The organism is Gillisia hiemivivida, assembly GCF_007997295.1.
Lineage (GTDB): Bacteria > Bacteroidota > Bacteroidia > Flavobacteriales > Flavobacteriaceae > Gillisia > Gillisia hiemivivida.
Window position 1 is genome coordinate 1 of the sequence record NZ_VORY01000025.1, and the last position, 21,742, is coordinate 21,742.

The following is a 21,742-nucleotide window of genomic DNA, read 5'->3' on the forward strand; positions in this document are numbered from 1 at the left end:
ATCAAAATGATCCACTAAGAATTGTGGCAATACAAGCTTAATTAAATCTAGGTAGTTATCCAAACCTCTTTTTTTGGCAAATATCGAACTACATTTTCAATTCACACACAACTTTTGAGATTGATCCCTTACTTTTCCATAGAGTAGCCAACAGCATTTGCCTGAACATATTAACTCTTAATACTTCATATGTTTTCTTTAAGCTTTTAGGATGGTGTATTTGGTAATATGATTTTGGAAGCAGTTTTTGTGTTGGGAAAGCAAAACCGGAAAAAGCAAATATCCCAGTAATAAACAAGTTAATAATCCAAGCGGTAAAAATTATTAATCCCCATGAATTAATCACCAATTTATCAAGGTTACTTAATAGAACAAACGATTGCCAGATCAAAAAGATGGTTGCAATACAAAGCAATATTTTTTTAATCATTCTTTTAGCTTAATCAGCACTTTTTGAGCAATGTTTTGTAACGATTTTAATTAACTGAAGTATCGAAGAGCAAGAGCAATCACCCGATAGCTAGCTATCGGAATTGTCCCTAATTGGTTGTTACTTGGTCACTAAAATATTACTTTTCAGTGGATTACTCACTTTTTATAGAAAAAATGTTGAAAGCTGGTTTTTCCTCGTTTTCAGATTCAATATGAATGCTAATATGTGAAATGTCAGTTGAAATTAATTTTATCGATGATAAAACACGCTACCAATAAGACTAATGTAAATTGCTTTGATTGCTGATTTTTCATTTGTTGGTAGCAATAAACACTTTGCTATCTAACAAATTCAGAACAATCCTCAGATGGTTTATAAGTTCCCGCTCCTTGCTGATATACTAAAGAAGCACCTAAATGCCCTGTATAAAGCAAACCAAAAAGAGCTGCAATTAATAAAATAAGGCTAACTATCTTTTTTATCTTAGAAAACTTGAGAACGATGAAGTTGGGTATCACTTTCAGAAAAAACACTACTGAATAAACAATCATAGTAGTATAAGACCACCATTGATGCTCTTGCAGAATTTTAGGGTCACAAATTTTTCTTACTTCAATTGAGTAAGCCAAATCCCCTGTATAAATGGCAATCCAACCACTCAGCACTCCAATAGTCAACATTACAAAAACCATCTGTTTGAGAAAGAGATGATAAATCTTATTATTAACAGCTAAATTTACGATAGCTGCCAAAGAAGATAAAAGCAAGGTGACTATTGGTAAATGAACAGAAAGTGGATGCCATACTTCTTCTCTCCATAATGAAGGTATTTCTGCAATCATCAATTTGTATTACTCAAGTATTTTTACAGAAACAGGTACGTTTTTATTTCCTTTTTTCTCAACTGTTATCTCAACTTTAGTGTTTTCTTTTAGTTCATCAAAAGAGGAAGCTTGTCCGTCACTTGTCATAACTGTAGTTTCATCTGTGAAATACAATTCAACTAGTTTGTCATCAGACGTTCTAACATAAATTTCTTTTTCGTCTGCTTCAACTTTTTCTGCTACGCCTTGGTAGGTTCCAGAGTCTAAAACGTCAGTATTTTTGTTTTCACCACAAGAGGTTAGCAAAAAGGCACATCCTAATACTAATCCTAAAATTAATTTTTTCATTTTTTTTACTTTTTTCAAATTTACAAATTACATTTTGATTCTACTTATTTTTTTAAACTTGCTGCTAATGGTATTGTTTAATATAATTGGATTAAATTTTTAAAGTCAGCGTAATAATTGGGAGAAATTGGATTTTGTGAGTTGAAAATTTAATTCCCAGATGCGTGCATCTTTTTTTTTAGAATTTCGAATTTTGATTTATTTTTAAGAAATTCTTATACCTCATGCGCTCTGCTAGAACTACTTTATTTTGTAAATTTAATGAAAACGAAAAAAGTATAAAAAATGAAAATCACCTATTACGGACAGAACAGTCTGACCCTCGAAATGGGAGGGTCAACTATTATTATAGACCCATTTATCACTGAAAACGAACTTTCAAAGGATAAGATAGATATCATGGATCTCAAGGCCGACTATATATTCCTGACCCATGCGCATTTTGACCATGTGCTCGATGCAGAGGCAATCGCAAAAAATACAGGAGCGACCATAGTGGGTAACTTTGAAATCTATCAGCACTATGTCGAGAAAGATATTGAAGCCATGCCATTGAATCAGGGCGGTACCCGAAGTTTTAATTTTGGAAAGGTGAAGTGTGTAAGTGCTGTACACACAAGTAGCTTTCCAGACGGGAGTTATGGTGGCAACCCCAGTGGTTTTATCTTTATGGGAAAAGAAAAAAACGTTTACATCGCGGGCGACACAGCCCTTACCATGGATATGAAGCTCATTCCAAAATGGGCAAAAATAGACTTGGCGGTATTACCCATCGGCGATGTGGCCACTATGGGTGCTGAAGATGCGGTCATAGCGAGCGATTTTGTGGAGTGCAACAGGGTGCTCGGCGTTCACTACGACGCGCTGCCCTTTACCAAGATCGACCATGATGTCGCCAAGCAAACATTTGATAAAGCTGGAAAAGAACTTGTACTTTTGGAAGTAGGTAAATCGATAACCGTATAATTCTAAGACAGATTTATGAGTTCTAGTTGTTGAAATTTTAAATTCCTGATAGGCTTGTACCATGGATTTTTTACAATACTTCTTTTAAAGCGGCAAAATAAAAAGTATAACTTTTACCTTTTAATCCCTCATTGAGGGTTTAATTCCCCGAGGCCTGCCCGAAAAGAATTTCATTCAGGCGGGCTTGCCTCGAACTTTTAAAAGGATTTTCCTCCCGAACCATCGGGACATACCTCATGGGCTTGCCCCGAGGTTCTTGATTTTTCTTTTCAGAAGTAAGGATGTTTTAATCATTTCCGAGCATTAAATTTATAGCCGAGTGAAACTAATTTCAATTTTAGTCAATTAAAAAAATCCTGATCGTTTTAGTTGATCACTCGTTGTACTTTTCCGCATGTCAACATGGAGGTTCCGTAATATGGATTGCGCACTTCCTCATTCATACTCAACCACGCACTGCCGCCATCGTACATAGGGCAAAATTGCTCGTATAATTTCATGTTAGTTCCTGTAATAGCGACCAAATCAGTAAGGTCTTTGCTTAACATTTTGAAGTGTTCACGTTGGTGTTTGATGTCGCTTTTGCCTATATGCTCTGCGTGCTCTTTGGCACGAAAGATAATATCCTTCAATTCTGATTGTTGACTATCAGTATAGCTTGATGCAAAAAATGACCCTAATGATTTTGTCAATGTCATTCCCAAATCTTTGGCTTTTGTATTGTCATCTGCTACTAAAGCATCCTTGAGATTAAAGTAATCCTTTAGAACTGCTTCAAGATTTGCATTCTGACTGCCGTTCAACGTCAAATCATCGCTATCAGTAATTGTTTCCTGATGCATTTCATTAACCATAGGCACAGGAGCTTCATTTTTGTCTGCATCTTTGCACGATACGGTCAACATCGTTGCAGTAGCAAGGGCTAGCATTCCTAAACCGTTTATCATTGTTTTCATATTTCTGTTATTTATAGTTTTTGGTTCCGATATAATGCAATTATGCGGTAATCTTTCTTTTTAAGTTCGTTTTCCTTATCGATGACTTTTTTAATCTGCGCAAAGGTTTCGTTGAAAAATAATTTCTCGTTCTAATTTTTAGCGTTCAAAGATTGTTTTCTTTCTTCATAATCATTGGAAAGCTGCAGGCTTTATTTTTCGGATCCATCCCTTAAAATATCAGGTTCGTAATTCTTTGGTGTACTGTCCATATATTTAGTTTCTTTCGTTTTAATTAGTGCTGTACTGCTGTTATTGTTTTTTTAGATTTTCACGGTGCCTGTATTTTAAGTTGCAGTAGAAATACCATAGCAATAAAGGTGACAAAAATAATGATCGATAAAATATTGATTTCTGGAGTAATGGAGGATATGTCTCATCCGTAAAAAATTACAATATAGTTTACCTCACCTTCTAATAACAAATTCCTTTAGAGCCGATATTTAAATAAATATTACTATTCCTGAGCAACCTTTATTACAATGTAACAATTCAGCATATATCATAAAATGTTCTGAAACCGATTTTTGGTAAGCGTTCCAATTTTTCAATCCAAATTATTTGGTTACAAATACGTGGTCTAAACCTCATTTTATATTTTTTACTTAACTTTATAGAACTCTCTTCCTCCCTCGTACATCGTAGAGTATATTTTCTGTTCCAAGCAATTTATCAATATAGTTTAGATTATACCATTTGCATTAAGGATAGTATGTAATATATTGATGTAGTAAAGAGCAGGAATTTTTTTTTGTAAAAAATGCACTAATTCACTCTTTTGCTAATTGTGGATAGTTTAATTTGGATTATTAACTAAAGAACTTCGGTAAGGGAAGCTCACAAAAAAGTATTTCAATTTAAAATTAGAATAAAAAAGTTCCCTCTTTCCTAAGCTCTCGAATCAACAGAAAAACTTTGCCGTCATTGGAAACAATTCTTAAAAAAAATATCGCTTGAAAAAAATATCTATAGTCCCAAATTATGAAATGCTTTTATCAATTAAGACAGTTTTAAACGCACTTCTATTTGTTCTTTTGAGCAATATGGGCGGGATAGGAGTTTACACTTCTCAAGCTCAAGCTCAAGACTCTATCAATTCCAATATTCCATCAAAAGACAGCACAATAGCAAAGTCTAATTTGAAAACAAAATCAATTCAAGGTTATGCAGAGAATTATTATGTTGTTCATCACAGAAATCAATTCTTTGATCAATCGGAAATGAATGTTAACAGAGAAACTCCCCAAGCTTCTCTTGAAAATTTTATTTTGAGCGCTAGGAACGGTGATTATCTCAAGGCTTCCTATTCCCTTAATTTAAATTTGATGCCTGAAAATGTTTCGGAAAGGCAAATAGCGCAATTAGCCCAGAAACTTTATATTATAATTAATAAAAACATCAGTATTGACTGGGATAAATTATCTGAGAGGCCCGATGGACAAATAGATGAGATATTTAATAAAAATAAAGCCGCTTCCGGAAAACCAAGAAAGAGCATAGTTTTCGGAAAATTGAATCTCAAGGAAAGAGATGTAACTTTCAGGCTACAACGGATAAAATACAAAACCGAACCGCCATACTGGGTTATATCTGCTAACACAGTGGAACATATTGATGCTCTTTATGCAGAATACGGACCGACTAAAATGGTTCAACTAATACCAGATGACTGGGGTTTGGAGATTGAGTTTTTACAAATACCCCTTTGGAAAATTATTGGATTATTAATTTCTTTTGTGATAGCCTACGTATTAGGCTGGTTCACAATGTTTATCTTAAAACGAATATTTGGCAACTCAAAGTTGGAGTGGATTTCTTCTTTCTCATTTCGCTTAGCGCTACCCGCAGCTTTTTTCGTTGGTATGCTTACTCTTTATTTGCTTTTAAACAACTTAGTTGTATTTACCGGGGATTTTGCTAATGGATTTTACACAACGCTTTTAATTGCTACAGTAGCTTTTGGTACCTGGTTCGTCATGCGTTTTTTAGACGCCTTTTTTTCTTATATGGCTGAAAATGAAACAGATGATATCTATGCTGAAGAAAATATAGAGGCACGTAGAGTCCTTACCCATTTATCGGTAGCTAGAAGGATTGTTACGTTTATAATTTTTTTGATAGGAGCCGGTATCATTTTATCTCAATTTGAAGGTTTCGAAAACTTGGGGACATCACTCTTTGCATCTGCAGGAGTGGCCACCATAATTATTGGTATTGGTGCTCAAAGTACTTTGGGTAATATTATTGCTGGAATTCAAATAGCAATTACTAAACCAGCTCAGATTGGTGATCTGGTATTATTCGATGGCCAATGGGGCCACGTAGAAGACATTGGGTTTGTTTTTATGATCGTTAAAACTTGGGATGAAAGAAGAATAGTTACACCTCTTAAAACTGTCATTTCAAATTCATTCGAAAATTGGTCAATGCGAGGTTCAAAGCAAATTCGTTCCATCGATATTTATACCGATTACAGAATTAATATCCAAAAAGTTCGGGAAAAATTTGAAGAACTCCTTAGGGAATCCTCAGATTGGGATGAACAAGTTTCACCGTCCGTTCAAGTTGTAGAATCCACTGAAAAAGCTATTAAGATTAGAGCATTGTGCAGTGCTAAAGACCCTTTTTTGGCTTGGGATTTACAGTGCGAGTTGAGGGAAAAACTTATTCATTATATCTGCGAATTAGAAGCAGGCCTGGGACTATCAAAAACCAGAATTGCTGTAGAGTCTTCTGACAAAAGTGATAGATGAAATTCCAATTAAACAAAAGGACGATATATATTATTCAAAGCTTTTATTTAGGATTCTGAACTAGATAATTTAAACAAATGATAGGATACAACCACTGGCCAAACAACTAATAAAGTACAGACAAGTCGTTCATAAGCACCATCCCATGAATCTGGAATTAAGGGTAATAGTGGAGCAGAAATCAACCACAGTGCAGCAATCCAGAGTGAGAATTTTTTCAGAAATGGCGCTAATAACTTTAGATCAGAACTAATTAAGAAATTCAAAATCAGAAACAAGCCAGCTAATGCATAAACCAGTTTCCGGTGTATATTATGGCCAGGTCTTCCAGCATATTGATTGTGTTCGGCTATAAATACAAGGACTATACTTATCAACACTAAAATTATTAGGCTAATAAGCCATTTTGCATCTTTACGCTTCCAGGTATAAAGTCCAATGGCGAGCGCAAAATACCCCAATGCCAGTATATCCAGACCCCAATCCTGTATCCAGCCATACTTTCCTATTGCCAACATGCTAATCGTATCACTTATAGGATCGTGCTTCTCGTGAACCGCTATTCCTATTATATCACTAGCTATTACTGCGATACAACCAATGATACCAACAACTCCGCAGACTTTATAAATTATAGATTTTTGCAATTTTTTTGATAAATATAATAAAGTCATTTCAGAAGTTTTAGTGAAATAATAACTTACTATTAATCCTCTTCAATTTTAGGCCTTATCCCTATCCATTAATTTAATTAGATAAGAGAGAGTTCTATTTGGTTTCTCCTTTTTAATCCCTCATTGAGAGTTTAATTCCCCGAGGCCTGCCTCGAATTTTTAAAATTTTTTTTCTCCCGAACCATCGGGACATACCTTGTGGGCCCGCCCGTACCGTTCGGGCGGGCTTGCCCCGAGGTTCTTGATTCTTTCTAAATTTTATCTACGATTCGACATTTAAAAGATTTAAAATTTAATGCGCGAGTGTTTAAACCAAATCCGGCCATTGGTAGCTTACTGTTTGAATATTTTAAGCGCTACTTGAAAGCTATCTAGGCTTTCGTTAAGAAAAGGGATACCCAGACAGGTAGGAACTACTTATAAACATCCCCACGGAAGAGTTCAGTCGTATGAAATTAATTCAGAACCTTTAATAAAGAGCCTTAATGGTATTGCTCTTATTATGAAAGGTTTAACTGAAATACACAAAAAGTTATCCCATTGATTTAATAAATTAGTTAATTGTAAATCAATTACTTAATCATGGAAACAATCTCAATTAGTGAAATCATTGCTAATGATGCTCTGCCAAGTTTATCAGAAGATTTCAATACAACTTGCAAGGAGCAAAACGGAGAGTGCTTTTTAAAAGTTTCTCCTTCATCGTGTAAGCTATGATAGTAAATCCAAAAAACGATGGTTGGGAAATATTTTCTCATTCCACACATGGTTTATTAGCAGGAAAAATTGCCAATGAAATTCAGGATAAATACAAAAGTAAAAATTGGGTGGCTACCCTTGCGGCTATAATTGAACATGATGATAGACAATTAGATTTTGATGAGAAAAATTATTTAACCAAGATAGGAACACCAAGAGACTTCCTACTTGAAAATAGGAATGTTACGGAAATAGTCAAACGTTCCAAAAGATTACTCCATCAATCCGAAGAAAAGTCTTCATGGATCTCTATGCTAATTGCACATCACCTCAGGTTTATTTATAATGATATTGCTAAGAAAAAAAAGACTATTGCAGATTTTCTAAGGGAATTAGAGAAAGCGGAGTCCCATTATATTAAAAGCCAGAATCTCACAGAGAAAGAAGTTGATGAAGTTTATCAAATTTTAGTGTTTGCTGATAGATGTTCATTGATTTTGTGCCAAAATGCGATACCAGCTAAAAATAGATTACTCGAAATAAATAAAAGTATTAGCGATAAAACTTTTTGGATCAAGCAGGCGGAATCTTCTAATATTCAAGTAAAACCTTGGATTTTTGAAAAAGATAATTTCACTGTAAACGCAGAATATAAATTATTAGAGAATAATTCCTTTTCAAATAACAAAGAATTTCAAAGGTTGTTGAATGAAAGTCCCATCAGATTTAAAAATTGGAAATTTAGCAAGTAATTAAATTGAAATAGAGCATTTTACACTAACCTAGAAATAATAGTAAAAATGGAATTAGATATCTGGGAATTTATAATTAAAATTAGCGCTGCAGCTTTTAGTGGGGCTCTTATGGGATTAGAAAGAGAATTTAAAGGAAAGCCTGCGGGTTTAAAAACTTATTCTTTAGTTGCACTTGGTGCCGCTACTTTTATTATTATATCTCTATTATTTGAGTCCTCAGATAGTACTGATATGACAAGGATAGTAGGCCAGGTTGTTGTAGGAGTAGGTTTTTTGGGCGCCGGTGTGATTTTACATGATAAGAATAGCTCTATAGTGAAGGGACTAGCAACATCTGCTACCATCTGGTGTAGCGCAGCAGCTGGCTGTCTTGCAGGCTTCGGTCTTTATTTCCCCTTGCTTGCTTTTACTATTTTTGTGATTCTTATAAATCTGATTTTTGGTTATTTAAATGATAAATTGAATGGTAAAGCAAATAAGGATGATCAATAAAAGAAAATCGAAAATTAATTTAAAAGGTATTAGTTGATTAGTGATTATCAATAATATTTAACATTGAAAGAAAACTCATTTTTGATTCATTTTTAGAGCTATACTGTCCTTATAATTGTTACAATGTATTTCAGTTCTAAAGAATTAAAAATCGATTCTGGCAATTAGGTAATTGTAACAGAATCTGCTCACAAATATTCTTTCTCCCGATTACTCGAGAATTCAAAATCTACAAGCACCGCTGTATTGTACACAATAGATTCCCGAAGTACCTTAAAATCTACAAATTTGATAACCTCAGTTTTTGTTTAGTGATACTGATTTACATTGTGAACTATATATAAAAATCAGGATGCGTATAATCTTCCTCCTAACCCTAGTTTTCTGATGCTTATTTTTGTTATTAGGACCTGCAGCTTCCATAAGCGATGCCAGAATTGCCAAAGAATTTTTTTCTTCACCAATGAATCTTTTGGAATCTAAAAGGCTAATCCAAGATGAAGAAATTTTACTTACACAATCGGAAGCTAAAAAGAGGATCTTGAAAATGCGGAGTATTTCAACGTATATGATCCGCAAATGGCCGCCTTTGGAACTATTGCTGAAAGATAAATCTCATCTAACCAAAACAGGGAGTAAAAAAACAAGATAAAGTTCAGGTTTTTAATGATAAGGTAAAGAAACTGGAAAACAAAATTTTGTATCTTAACCTGAGTCTTGCATCAGGCCAATAAGGAGAAATCGGTGTAAAGCCTAATAATCATTTAAAAATGGATCGATATGGAAAAACAACCCGTTAAAATAAAATCAATATCGCACAACACCCATGATGTGCTTCACATTGTAACCGAAAAGCCAAACGGGATCGACTTCAACCCAGGCCAGGCCACCGAAATTTTTATCGATAAAGAAGGCTGGAAAAACGAAGGCAGGCCATTCACCTTTATCTGTTTGCCAAAGGAGGATTATTTGGAATTTATGATAAAAACCTATCCTTCCCATGAGGGCGTTACCAATAAATTGCTCGATTTAAAGACTGGGGACAAACTTATTTTAAACGATGTCTTTGGCGCAATTGCCTATCAAGGAGAAGGCACCTTTATTGCAGGTGGAGCGGGGGTCACGCCATTTATATCCATCATTAGGCATTTGCGGGATACCGGGAAATTGGGCAATAACAAGCTTATTTTTGCCAATAAATCCAAGAAAGACATCATCCTTGAAAAAGAATTCCAGGAGATGTTAGGCGAAAATTTCATTAATATCCTTTCGGAAGAAGAGACAGAAGGACATGCCCATGGTCATATTTCTGAAGATTTTATAAAAAAGAATGCAAACTCTTTAGACTCTAATTTTTATGTATGTGGTCCTCCTCCTATGGTGGAGGCAATGGAAAAACAACTAAATAATTTAAATGTAGATAAAAAGAAAATTGTAACTGAGGAGTATTAGGTGGTTAAACTGCCGGATTTGAAATTTAAGGCGTTTATATAAATAAAAAAGCATCAGATTTTTTAATTTCGCTTCATTAGACAGCATTTACAATCATTTCTTAAAAAAAGATTTTAATCCCTCATTGAGGGTTTAATTCCCCGAGGCCTGCCCGAAATATTCAGGCGGACTTGCGCCGAGGTTCTTGATTCTTAATAATTCCCCGACTCCCGCCCAAACCATACGGCACATTAGGGTGGGTATTTTCCTGGAGGATAGTTGGATTCAAGAAATTTTTCATATAATGCATATTTACATTTGAGAACTCATTCTGAACCCAGTATATACTATGGATAAAGACTTTTGGATAAAACTAAAATCACAACTTTTAGATTTCTTACTAGAAATAGGACCTGCATTTATTTTTGCCATAGTAGTCTTCATTCTGGGAATCTTTTTAATTAAGGTTTTAATGCGGATGCTGAAAAGCGCATTAAAAAAATCTAATACTGAACTTTCTCTGAAAACCTTTGTGGAGAGTTTTAGTGTCTTCTTGTTTTATGGTTTTTTGTTCTTTATCATCGGATCTATTTTAGGAATTGAAACGACGTCTTTTATAGCCATTTTTGGCGCAGCCGGTATAGCTATTGGTCTTGCTTTGCAGGGGAGTTTATCCAATTTTGCGGGAGGAATACTTATTCTTGTATTTAAACCGTTTCAGGTAGGTGATTTGATTCATGTAAATAATAACTTGGGATTTGTCGAGAAAATTGACATATTATATACCCGTATTAAAACATTTGATGGTAGAATCATTACTATGCCCAATGGAAATGTCTCCAATAGCGATGTGGACAACCGTACCATGGAAAAATTCCGCCGAATTGACCTTGATTTAAAATTTTCTTTTGATTCAGATATAGATGAGTTGCGCCGGGTTATTATTAATGGGATGGGTAAACATCCAAAACTAGCCAGACACCTGCCGGTAGATGTGTGGTTAGACGAGATTGGGGAATATCAAATGAAAATTAAAGCCAGAAGTTGGGTTGAATCTGTAGAATACTGGCCTGCTTACTGGGAACAACTGGAAGCGGTTAAAAAAGAACTGGACAAAGAAGGTATTAAGATACCAATCCCAAAACATGCAATCTACAAGGAAGATTAAGGCTGAATTAATCTAATAATGCCCCTATACAGCCCATACCGAACCGCACTTTCGGGCAGTCGTATTTTCTAATAGAAATGGTCAGGAATGCTTCCCAATAGGAAAGCAGGAATACTCCTCCGTCCTTTCAGTCCGGGCGTCTCAAAATAAAAAAATCTGCTCAGGCTAAAAAGCCCGGCAGATTTTTGTTTTTTAATCCGCAGCATAGCAGCGCTTGATTGTGGAGTCGCAGGGTAGATAGAACCCTGGTTTTCCCTATTAGGAAATGTCAATCCCAGCTTGTAAAAACAAGCTACATCCTAAAACAACAAATTCCCGTTCAAGCGAGCTTGACGGGAATTCATTAGTTTTAATCTGTTGCGGGTTTGCCGCTTCATAGTGGAGTCGGAGGGTTTCGAACCCTCGTCCAAACAAGTAATTAACATAGCTTTCTTCACGCTTAGTCTTCACTTAATTGTCGATGCAAGACCGGCCGAAAACCACCAATCTTACACGTATTCTCAATTGAGTTTCGGAATTACATCAAGACCCTGCAATTCCTATATTTACTTTATCGATACCTCTGGTGTGAACGCCGTAAATCAAGGCTTTCACGAGGCATCTCGGCTCCCTACCTGGTAGGGATAAAGATAATCCTACTGTAATTCGGATTATGCAGCCAAGGCGTAGTTATTCTCGCCGTTTAAAAAAGTGTGAAATATGAGATTTACGAGCTATATCTCAGCGCTCGACGTGCTTACCATCCAATTAGACTCGCTGTCAAATCCAAGTCGACCCCATAAAATAATGAACTTTTGTGCGTTCCCCCGCAAAAGCGAGGGCCGGGCTATCCGTTTCAATCCACTCTAATTTCAAATAAATTAAAGTGGGATTTTTACTTCTATCCCTAACGCGGCTGCAAAGATACAGATTAAAATTTATATCTTTGGAACACGCATAACAATATTCAAAAGATATACCAACATATGATAAAATTTGCCCTAATTAAAGAGCGTAAAACTCCACCAGATAGAAGAGTTGTTTTCTCTCCTAAAAAATTACAAGAGATCGTTCAAAAATTTCCAGAGGCAAGTTTTAAAATTGAAGCATCAGATATTAGGATCTTTAAAGATTCAGAATACGAAGAAGCAGGATTTGAAGTGTCTCAAGATATTTCAGATTGTGAGGTGTTGCTAGGGGTAAAAGAAGTACCAATCGCAAGCCTAATTCCTAATAAAAAATATTTTTTCTTTTCGCATACTATTAAAAAACAACCTTATAATCGAGAGTTGTTAGAAGCCATTTTAAAAAACAATATAGACCTGTACGATTATGAAGTCATAGTAAAGACAAATGGCCGAAGACTGATAGGTTTTGGAAGATATGCAGGACTCGTGGGAGCCTACAATTGCTTTCGGGCCTTAGGCTTGAGGGATGGAATTTTTGAGATGCCTAAAGTAGATATACTTCCAGATCTAAAAAGTGTCTTGTTAGAATTAGATAAGATCAAATTACCTAACATTAAAATAGTACTTACTGGTTCCGGGAAAGTGGCCCATGGAGCCAAAGAAATATTAGACCATCTTAAAATAAAACAAGTAGGGGTAGAGGAATACTTGAATAATGACTTCAACGAGCCAGTATATTGTTTAATAGATGTTTTAGATTACAATGTTCATAAAAGTGGAACTAATATCACTAACAAACATTTTTATAGCCACCCAGAAGAATACAACTCCAACTTTATGAGATTTGCTGAGGTGAGTCATGTGTTTATAGCTGGACACTTCTATGGGGATGGTGCCCCGATCTTCTTTACTCAGGAGCAAGCTAATTCCCCAAAATTCAAAATAAAATTAGTAGCAGATGTGTCTTGCGATATAGGAATTCCTATTGCAAGTACCATAAGATCCTCAACAATTGCAGATCCAATTTACGGATATGATCCAAAAACAGGAGAAGAGGTAGATTTTAGAGAAAAAAGTGCTATAACTGTAATGGCAGTAGATAATTTACCATGTGAGCTACCAAAAGATGCTAGTAAAGGATTTGGGGATATGTTTATGAAACATGTAATTCCTGCATTTTTTAATCTAGATATAGATGGCATTTTAGAACGAGCAAAAATGACTGAAAACGGTAAGCTAGCAGAACGATTTAGCTATCTCCAAAATTATGTAGACGGTAAAGAATAAGTTTTAAGAAATACACAAACAAAAAAGCTTGCAATTATAAATTACAAGCTTTTTTTATAAAAGGATCTACTATTACTTAGTGATCCATAGTGGTACATCCAAATCCTGATTAAAAAGTTCTTCGGTTACACTACCTATAAGTAGCGAAGAAAAAGTGTTTCCACCTTTATCTCCTAAAACAATTAAATCCACTTTTGAGTTCTTTGCCTTTATTTGCAATTTTTCAGCGACTCCGGTTTCTCTTCCTGGAATGATCTCAAGTTCTAATTCTCTTGTTAAATGGAGTTTTTTTACAAACTTCTCATAGCGTTCTTTTAAATGTTTTTCAATTTTAAGATCGAGGTTTTCCTTAGGTATATAAGGAGAGAATTGAACCGGCATATTATAAACGTGCACTGCTTTTGCATTTGCGTTAGTGCTGTTCTGTAATAGATCAGTCAGCTCAAATACTTTTTTGGAAGCGGTAGAAAAATCTGCTCCTGCCCAAATATTAGTGATTTCTGGTTTTGCGTTTTTTGGAATAGACAGGATATTGCATTTAAGCATACGAAGCAATTTCATACTTACCACTCCTGATCCTTTTACTTTGTTCTTGTTACCAATAATGGCTAGTTGGATCTCGTATTTATTTACGATATAATTTATAAGAGATTCTGAATATGGGTCTTCTGAAATAAGTACTTCCCATTCTACAGGGGCCTTGAATTTCTCCTCTACCTTTTCATTTAACTCATCCCCAATTATTTCATCAAGATTTAGATTTTTTAACTGTTCTTCGAACAATGCTGAAATTTCATATTTCTTTATATTATGCACAAAATATACCTTATCTACTTTAAGTGTTTCAGCAATAAATGAAGCGTAGTTAATTAAAGTATCATCTATATCAGATAAGTCGAGCGCAACTAGAATGTTATTAATATTGTACATAGCGAACTATTTTAAAGTGTTTTGCTGATTTGTATTTCTTTTCTTTACTATGTCGGAAACTATTTCTTCATAATTCTCGAGCTCTTTCTGTGATTCCTGTTTTTTAAGTTTTTCAAAGTCCTCACTTAAACCTTTGTAAAGTGAGAAGCACATGACTATTAATATCATGGCAAAGGGCAATCCTGTTACTATAGTGGCCGTTTGAAGTGCTTGTAATCCACCTCCTATTAAAAGAACTGCAGCAATACTACCTTCCGCAATGGCCCAAAAGATTCTTTGTCCTACAGGTGCATCTAATTTACCTCCAGAGGTTAAATTATCTACCACCAAAGATCCAGAATCTGAAGAGGTAACAAAGAACCCTGCAATTAATATTATTGCAATAATGTTAAGAATAAATGCGAAAGGATAATCTTCCAAAAACACAAAAAGGGCAGTGGCAACATTATCATTTACCGCATTTGTAATAGTCTCATCTCCAAGAAGCGCTTGATGTATGGCTGTGCTTCCAAATGCTGAGATCCAGAAAAAAGTTACAATAGAAGGCACTAATAAAACTCCCAAAATAAACTCACGCACGGTACGCCCTTTGGAAATACGAGCAATAAACATTCCTACAAAAGGAGACCAGGCAATCCACCATCCCCAGTAAAACACGGTCCAGGCATTTTGCCAATTAGAACCGGTATAACTTTCTGTCCAGGTTGCAGCCTCAAGAAAACCTGAAAAATAATTTCCTGTATTTTGCACGAAGGATTTAAAAATAAAGATCGTTGGTCCTAATACCAATACTATTAGAAGAAATAGCACAGCTATTCTCATATTCCATTCACTCAAAACTCTCACTCCCTTATCTACTCCCAAAACAACTGAAACAGTAGCAATTGCCGTTATTCCTGCAATTAGAAAAATTTGAGTTTGTACACCGCTATCTATTCCAAAGAGGTGGTTTAATCCTGCTGCAATTTGTTGAACCCCCAATCCTAAAGAAGTAGCAAGACCAAATAAAGTGGCTAGTACAGCAAAGATATCTATAGCATCTCCAATTTTTCCGTAAATTTTATCTCCTAAAAAAGGATAGAATACAGAGCGAATAGTTAGTGGAAGTCCACGAGAATAGGTGAAATACGCCAAGGATAATCCTACCAATGCATAAACTGCCCAGGCATGAAAACCCCAGTGTAAAAAGGTAAATTTCATAGCTTCCTTAGCTGCTTCGGCAGTTCCGCCTTCTGCCATTGGCGGACTTAAGAAATGATAAATTGGTTCTGAAATACTCCAAAACAACAACCCAATTCCCATTCCCGCACTAAATAGCATCGCGAACCAAGAAAGGGTTTTAAATTCGGGTTTCGCACTTTGTCCTCCAATCCTTAACTGCCCAAATTTGCTGAAGGCCAGATAAATCATAAATATCAGAAAAACATTTACGCTTAATATAAAAAACCAACCCGCCTTATTTGCAACAAAATCCTGAGTTGCGGTAAAATATCCCTCTGCCTGCTCTTTAAACATCAGGGTTAATGTTATGATGATGATGATGGTAATAGCCGAGGTGAAAAATACAGGGCCATTCACTTCTAATCCAAAAATGGATTTTTTTTCATCACTTCTTATAATTTTCTTAGTCATAAAACAGCTTTTTTATTTGATAGGGAATTAGTTTTTTTAGAATAGCAAATGCTATAAGTTACTAGATTATTATTAAAAATAATAACCAATATTGATGTTAAATCTCGCTTCCCATTTAGCATCTGGGTTTCCAGTAGAGAAATCGTCTACAAAATTTCCGCCTAACCAGGAATGATTGTATCCGGCAGCATAATCTACATAGGTATATACATTTCCGGCACTTACCAGGACTCCGGTAACGTTCATATAAGAGTCTTCAAAACCCTGAGTTTTCTTCTGCATATAACCAAAATCATTATAAAATTGCAAATTGGAAATTGGCCCCCATTCTACAGGAACATTTCTGGAAATTGTTAAAGAATACATATTAAAATGAGCAGCAACTTCGTAAGGAGCTCCATAAGCAGCCATGATTACCACATCTCTAGACTCTCCTTCAGCATTTGCTGGATCATTAGAAGCTGTAATAAATTGAGCCCTTGCATTCCACTTTCCCTTGGTTAGCTCGTAATGGGCCGCGAGTGCACCATGATCTCCTAGCTCTTCAGTGTCTAGATTGTAGAGCTTACCATATTCAGCTGAAAAGCCCAGCCTATGTGCAGCATCTTTTCCAAATTTATAAATGAACTTTCCATTGAACTGATTTATTTCTTTATTTCTCCCAACAATATCATAGGAATATCTATTAGGAGAACTTTCTGTATTGTTACCAAATCTTAATTCCTCCGCATTTTTGAAGAATGCCAGTTGGTATTCAAATTTTTCTCCAGAATGCATGTATTTTACACCCATATCGTGGTCATCTTCCATCCCAACATAATATGTAAGATTAAAGAACCAGTTATTTGAGTTGTATTGCTGAATTCCGAAAGGGACTTGTGTAAGACCAACATGAATTTGATCTAATTCATTGAATTTATAACCTACCCAGCCTTGTTTTAGGAAACCTCCTCCAAAGCCTTCTGAATATAAACGATATTCAGCGTTGAGGAATATTCCTTTATAAGCAGCTTCGGCATTCACTCTAAACATATCATAGCCAAAATCACCTCCGCGTTTTTTCTGTCCATCTTTCCAAGATGATAGGTTGTAATTAAAACGCAGCGCCCCTCCCAACTTTAATTGTGGAGTATCCTGCGCAAATGTTGGCAATACAAAGCACAGTGTTAATAGAACTAGAAAAAGTTTCCTTGAAAAATTTAAATGAGTATTCTTATCTATCATGTAGGGAATTATGAGGTTAGCTAATTTTTTTGGATTGTAAGGGGGGAAATCCCAATTTTCGTAATTTACGACTTCAATAAAAGTTTTTAGCTGTATTTAGGAAAGCTATAACAAATTAATATTTTAAAATATACGAAATATTGCTAATTCTCTAGTTGAGATTTAATTGTATAAACCAGAAAACTCCTACGTATAGCAGGAGTTTTCTGTTTAAAGAATTTGCTTGGTTATAATAAATTAACTGTCTTTCTAATGGCTACCAGATTGGTTAATAACTTCTCTAAATATTTTAGATCTAGCATATTTGCACCATCGCTTTTTGCATTGGCAGGATCAAAATGTGTTTCTATAAATAATCCATCCACGTTATTTACAATTCCTGCTCTTGCAATGGTTTCTATCATATCTGGTCTTCCTCCTGTAACTCCGCTGCTTTGATTAGGTTGTTGCAAAGAATGTGTAACATCTAGAACAGTGGGCGCATATTCCCTCATAGTTGGGATGCCTCTAAAATCTACTATCATATCTTGGTATCCAAACATGGTCCCTCTATCGGTGATCATCACTTGTTCATTATTACAATCGGTAACCTTAGTTACCGCATGTTTCATGCTTTCGGGACTCATAAACTGTCCTTTTTTTAAATTCACCACTTTTCCTGTGTTTGCTGCTGCAACAACAAGATCTGTTTGCCTAACAAGGAAAGCCGGGATCTGTAAAACATCTACATATTCTGCTGCCATGGAGGCATCTGAAACCTCATGAATATCTGTAACTGTTGGAATTTTAAAAGTTTCAGAAACCTTTCTCAAGATCTTTAATGCTTTTTCATCACCAATTCCTGTAAAACTATCTATTCTACTTCTATTTGCCTTTTTAAAGGAGCCTTTAAAAATATAAGGAATCTCTAATTTATTAGTGATCTCCATAACTTTTTCGGCAATTCTTAAAGCCATTTCTTCACTCTCTATAGCACATGGGCCAGCAAGTAAAAAGAAGTTATTTGAATTGATATGTTGTATTTGAGGAATTCTATCTAGTTTCATTATGTTCAGTTATGCCACAAAGATAATGATATAGAAAGTTATTGGCATTCTAAAAATACAGGAATTCAGGTATGGAATAATCATTTTACCATATAGCTACGCTGCACAGATTTTTGAGATTCTTTGAATAAGAGAGTTCAGAATTATAAAAAGCAGAAGATTAGAATAGTAGTTCTATGCTTTTTAATTTGAGATTAATTGGCAAGTATGATGATATCGAGAAAATTAGGAGTACCTTTGCAGCCTTAAAAATGAGGCGTTTATTATGAAAGCTACTAAAAATATTGCGATTATCGCACACGTTGATCACGGTAAAACTACCTTGGTTGATAAAATCATGTACCATTGTCAACTTTTTCGTGATAACGAAAATACTGGCGATCTTATCCTAGATAACAATGATCTCGAAAGAGAACGTGGTATTACAATTACTTCTAAAAACGTTTCTGTAGTATACAAAGACACAAAAATTAATATTATTGATACTCCTGGTCACGCCGATTTTGGTGGAGAGGTAGAGCGAGTATTAAATATGGCAGACGGAGTTCTTCTATTAGTAGATGCTTTTGAAGGACCAATGCCACAAACGAGATTTGTACTTCAGAAAGCGATTGACCTTGGTCTTAAGCCTTGTGTCGTTATTAATAAAGTTGATAAAGAAAACTGTACTCCAGATGAAGTTCATGAGAAAGTTTTCGACTTGATGTTCGAATTAGGTGCTGAAGAATGGCAACTAGATTTCCCAACGGTTTATGGTTCAGCTAAGAATAACTGGATGAGTGACGATTGGAGAAATGAAACAGATAATATTGAGCCATTGTTAGATATGGTTTTAGAGCATATTGAATCTCCGAAAATTCAAGAAGGAACAACACAAATGTTGATCACTTCTTTAGACTTTTCATCCTTTACAGGACGAATTGCAATTGGAAGATTACAAAGAGGAAAATTAAAAGAAGGTATGGCTGTATCTTTGGTTAAGCGGGATGGAAGCATCAAGAAAACCAAGATTAAAGAGCTTCATACTTTTGAAGGTTTAGGAAGAAGAAAGATAGATGAAGTTGAGGCAGGAGATATTTGTGCTATTGTTGGTCTAGAAGGATTTGAAATTGGTGATACTGTTGCCGATCTTGAAAATCCAGAAGGATTAAAAACGATCGCCATAGATGAGCCTACCATGAGTATGCTTTTTACAATTAACGATTCTCCATTCTTTGGAAAAGACGGTAAATTTGTAACATCTAGACATATTAGAGAGCGTTTGGCTAAGGAACTTGAAAAGAACCTTGCTTTAAAAGTTGAAGCTACAGATAGTGCCGATAAATTTATGGTATTTGGTCGTGGAGTACTTCACTTGTCTGTTCTTATTGAAACAATGAGAAGAGAAGGTTACGAACTTCAAATTGGTCAGCCACAAGTTATCATCAAAGAAATTGATGGTGTTAAATGTGAGCCAGTTGAAGAAATGACGATAGATCTTCCAGAAGTTGTTTCAGGAAAAGCTGTGGAAATGGTTTCTATGAGAAAAGGAGAAATGACCAGTATGGAAGCTAGAGGTGACCGTATGACTATTCAATTCTTAATCCCATCTCGAGGAATTATAGGTTTAAGAAATAACTTGCTTACTGCAACTGCAGGTGAAGCAATTATGTCTCACCGTTTTAAAGAGTACCAACCCTTAAAAGGTGGTATTCCAGAACGTCAGAATGGATCTTTAGTTTCTATGGAAAGAGGAAAAGCAATTCCTTATTCTATAGATAAATTACAAGATAGAGGTAAATTCTTTGTAGATCCGGGTGAAGATATTTATGAAGGTCAGGTTATTGGTGAGAATTCTCGTCAGGATGATATGGCTGTGAATATTACTAAGACAAAGAAAATGTCTAACGTACGTTCTTCTGGAGCAGATGATAAAGCGAAGATTGTTCCGGCAATAAAATTCTCTTTAGAAGAAGCTTTAGAATACATTCAGAAAGATGAGTATGTAGAGGTAACTCCAAAACATATTCGTTTGCGTAAGATCTATCTTACCGAAAGTGAACGTAAGAGAAATAAAATAAACTAGTACTGAAAAGTATTTATAAAAAAATCCCGGACTGCAAGGTCCGGGATTTTTTGTTTTTTCAAAGTTTTGTCATTCCGACGAAGGAGGAATCTCTTTCAGAAAAAAGCAGATCTCTGAGATTCTTCAATCCGTTTCACTGCTTTCAGAATGACATTTATGAGTTTTGTCATTCCGACGAAGGAGGAATCTCTTTCAGAAATGAGCAGATTCTCTGAGATTCTTCAATCCGCTACGCTGCTATCAGAAAGACAAAGAAATTTTATTGGTCACACAGAGTTTGTCGAAGTGTGATTGTTAAATTTGTCATTCCGACAAAGGAGGAATCTCTTTCAGAAAAAAGCAGATCTCTGAGATTCTTCAATCCGCTACGCTTCTTTCAGAATGACAAAGAAATTCTATTGTCACACTGAGCTTGTCGAAGGGTCTTTTTTTTCAGAATAATGTATTATAAAGATTTTTGCACCACCTCAAAAACACGCTCACCATCACACTTTAATGTTTTAGAAGGATACTTCAGTAGTAAGGCATAATCATGAGTTGCCATTAGAATGGTGTTTCCGTTCTTGCTTATTTCTTGTAACACCTCCATTACTTCTACAGAGGTCTGTGGATCCAGATTTCCGGTAGGTTCATCGGCTAGTATTAACTCTGGGTCATTTAAAAGGGCACGGGCAATAGCGATTCGCTGTTGTTCTCCTCCCGAAAGTTGATATGGGAATTTGAAACCTTTGGATTTCATTCCTACTTTATCCAAAACTTCATCTATTCTGCGCTCCATAGATGGTTTTTCTTTCCAACCGGTTGCCTTTAATACAAAAATTAGGTTTTCACGAACATTTCTATCATTCAACAATTTAAAATCCTGAAAAATCACTCCTAGTTTTCTTCTAAGAAACGGAATGTCTTTCTCCTTTAGAGTTCTAAGATTATAATCTACTATACTACCTTCTCCTTCAGTAAGCGGAAGATCTCCGTAAAGCGTTTTCATAAAACTACTTTTTCCGGTTCCGGTCTTTCCAATTAAATAAACAAAATCCCCCTTATTGATGGTTACATCTACTTCAGATAAGATTAAACTCTCTCGTTGATAGATTGCTGCATTTTTTAATTCTAGGACAATGTTAGACATAAAA

At 35.3% G+C, this 21,742-nt stretch carries 19 protein-coding genes and 1 other RNA gene; 9 read left to right on the plus strand and 11 right to left on the minus strand.

The window, feature by feature from the left end:
- Window positions 1-88: 88 nt before the first annotated feature.
- From ES724_RS14630 to ES724_RS14640, 3 genes are all read right to left on the minus strand, one after another.
- The gene (locus ES724_RS14630) at window positions 89-430 is read right to left on the minus strand and encodes a hypothetical protein (protein ID WP_146934241.1); all 342 of its coding nucleotides are present in this window, start codon (window positions 428-430) and stop codon (window positions 89-91) included.
- A 341-nt stretch (window positions 431-771) separates the two neighbouring features.
- Window positions 772-1,275 (minus strand): DUF2231 domain-containing protein, encoded by a 504-nt coding sequence (locus ES724_RS14635; protein WP_146934244.1) that lies wholly within the window; start codon window positions 1,273-1,275, stop codon window positions 772-774.
- Between the two features lie 9 nt (window positions 1,276-1,284).
- Window positions 1,285-1,605 (minus strand): hypothetical protein, encoded by a 321-nt coding sequence (locus ES724_RS14640; RefSeq protein ID WP_146934327.1) that lies wholly within the window; start codon window positions 1,603-1,605, stop codon window positions 1,285-1,287.
- Window positions 1,606-1,890: 285 nt separating this feature from the next.
- On the opposite strand from ES724_RS14640, the gene ES724_RS14645 reads away from it, so the two are divergent.
- Window positions 1,891-2,571 carry a metal-dependent hydrolase gene (locus ES724_RS14645; protein ID WP_146934247.1) on the plus strand — a complete coding sequence of 227 codons (681 nt, stop codon included), beginning with the start codon at window positions 1,891-1,893 and terminating at the stop codon, window positions 2,569-2,571.
- 365 nt (window positions 2,572-2,936) lie between these two features.
- On the opposite strand, the gene ES724_RS14650 is transcribed toward ES724_RS14645, so the two are convergent.
- Window positions 2,937-3,527 (minus strand): DUF3347 domain-containing protein, encoded by a 591-nt coding sequence (locus tag ES724_RS14650; protein WP_146934250.1) that lies wholly within the window; start codon window positions 3,525-3,527, stop codon window positions 2,937-2,939.
- A 992-nt stretch (window positions 3,528-4,519) separates the two neighbouring features.
- On the opposite strand from ES724_RS14650, the gene ES724_RS14655 reads away from it, so the two are divergent.
- On the plus strand, window positions 4,520-6,319 hold the full coding sequence (locus ES724_RS14655; protein WP_246136888.1) for a mechanosensitive ion channel family protein: 1,800 nt from the start codon (window positions 4,520-4,522) through the stop codon (window positions 6,317-6,319).
- 47 nt (window positions 6,320-6,366) lie between these two features.
- Here the strand turns inward: ES724_RS14655 and ES724_RS14660 are convergent, their stop codons facing one another.
- Window positions 6,367-6,993, minus strand: a complete 627-nt coding sequence (locus ES724_RS14660) for a DUF998 domain-containing protein (RefSeq protein WP_146934253.1) — start codon at window positions 6,991-6,993, stop codon at window positions 6,367-6,369.
- Between the two features lie 713 nt (window positions 6,994-7,706).
- Between ES724_RS14660 and ES724_RS14665 the strand changes: the two genes are divergently transcribed.
- The 5 genes from ES724_RS14665 to ES724_RS14685 all read left to right on the plus strand — a co-directional run bounded on the left by ES724_RS14665 (window position 7,707) and on the right by ES724_RS14685 (window position 11,538).
- On the plus strand, window positions 7,707-8,444 hold the full coding sequence (locus tag ES724_RS14665) for a DUF3891 family protein (RefSeq protein WP_146934256.1): 738 nt from the start codon (window positions 7,707-7,709) through the stop codon (window positions 8,442-8,444).
- Window positions 8,445-8,492: 48 nt separating this feature from the next.
- A complete protein-coding gene (locus tag ES724_RS14670) occupies window positions 8,493-8,939 on the plus strand; it encodes an MgtC/SapB family protein (protein WP_146934259.1) in 447 nt (148 codons plus the stop codon).
- A gap of 397 nt (window positions 8,940-9,336) precedes the next feature.
- Window positions 9,337-9,591, plus strand: coding sequence for a hypothetical protein (locus ES724_RS14675; protein WP_146934262.1), 255 nt, complete (start codon window positions 9,337-9,339; stop codon window positions 9,589-9,591).
- A 128-nt stretch (window positions 9,592-9,719) separates the two neighbouring features.
- Window positions 9,720-10,391, plus strand: coding sequence for a ferredoxin reductase domain-containing protein (locus ES724_RS14680; protein ID WP_146934264.1), 672 nt, complete (start codon window positions 9,720-9,722; stop codon window positions 10,389-10,391).
- Window positions 10,392-10,719: 328 nt separating this feature from the next.
- Window positions 10,720-11,538: a mechanosensitive ion channel family protein gene (locus ES724_RS14685; RefSeq protein WP_146934267.1), complete on the plus strand. Its 819-nt coding sequence runs from the start codon at window positions 10,720-10,722 to the stop codon at window positions 11,536-11,538.
- A 376-nt stretch (window positions 11,539-11,914) separates the two neighbouring features.
- Here the strand turns inward: ES724_RS14685 and ssrA are convergent.
- Window positions 11,915-12,316: a transfer-messenger RNA gene (gene ssrA, locus ES724_RS14690) on the minus strand.
- 187 nt (window positions 12,317-12,503) lie between these two features.
- Between ssrA and ES724_RS14695 the strand changes: the two genes are divergently transcribed.
- The gene (locus tag ES724_RS14695; protein ID WP_146934270.1) at window positions 12,504-13,712 is read left to right on the plus strand and encodes an NAD(P)-dependent oxidoreductase; all 1,209 of its coding nucleotides are present in this window, start codon (window positions 12,504-12,506) and stop codon (window positions 13,710-13,712) included.
- A gap of 72 nt (window positions 13,713-13,784) precedes the next feature.
- Here ES724_RS14695 and ES724_RS14700 read toward each other — a convergent pair whose 3' ends face one another.
- From ES724_RS14700 to kdsA, 4 genes are all read right to left on the minus strand, one after another.
- Window positions 13,785-14,642: a universal stress protein gene (locus tag ES724_RS14700; protein WP_146934273.1), complete on the minus strand. Its 858-nt coding sequence runs from the start codon at window positions 14,640-14,642 to the stop codon at window positions 13,785-13,787.
- Between the two features lie 6 nt (window positions 14,643-14,648).
- Window positions 14,649-16,274, minus strand: a complete 1,626-nt coding sequence (locus tag ES724_RS14705) for a BCCT family transporter (RefSeq protein ID WP_146934276.1) — start codon at window positions 16,272-16,274, stop codon at window positions 14,649-14,651.
- 72 nt (window positions 16,275-16,346) lie between these two features.
- Window positions 16,347-17,498 (minus strand): hypothetical protein, encoded by a 1,152-nt coding sequence (locus ES724_RS14710; protein ID WP_146934279.1) that lies wholly within the window; start codon window positions 17,496-17,498, stop codon window positions 16,347-16,349.
- A 227-nt stretch (window positions 17,499-17,725) separates the two neighbouring features.
- Window positions 17,726-18,544: a 3-deoxy-8-phosphooctulonate synthase gene (gene kdsA, locus ES724_RS14715; RefSeq protein ID WP_146934282.1), complete on the minus strand. Its 819-nt coding sequence runs from the start codon at window positions 18,542-18,544 to the stop codon at window positions 17,726-17,728.
- 265 nt (window positions 18,545-18,809) lie between these two features.
- Between kdsA and typA the strand changes: the two genes are divergently transcribed.
- Window positions 18,810-20,609 (plus strand): translational GTPase TypA, encoded by a 1,800-nt coding sequence (typA, locus tag ES724_RS14720; protein WP_146934285.1) that lies wholly within the window; start codon window positions 18,810-18,812, stop codon window positions 20,607-20,609.
- A gap of 445 nt (window positions 20,610-21,054) precedes the next feature.
- Here the strand turns inward: typA and ES724_RS14725 are convergent, their stop codons facing one another.
- Entirely contained in the window at window positions 21,055-21,738 is a 684-nt protein-coding gene (locus ES724_RS14725) for a cell division ATP-binding protein FtsE (protein WP_026839362.1), read from the minus strand.
- Between the last annotated feature and the right edge of the window lie 4 nt (window positions 21,739-21,742).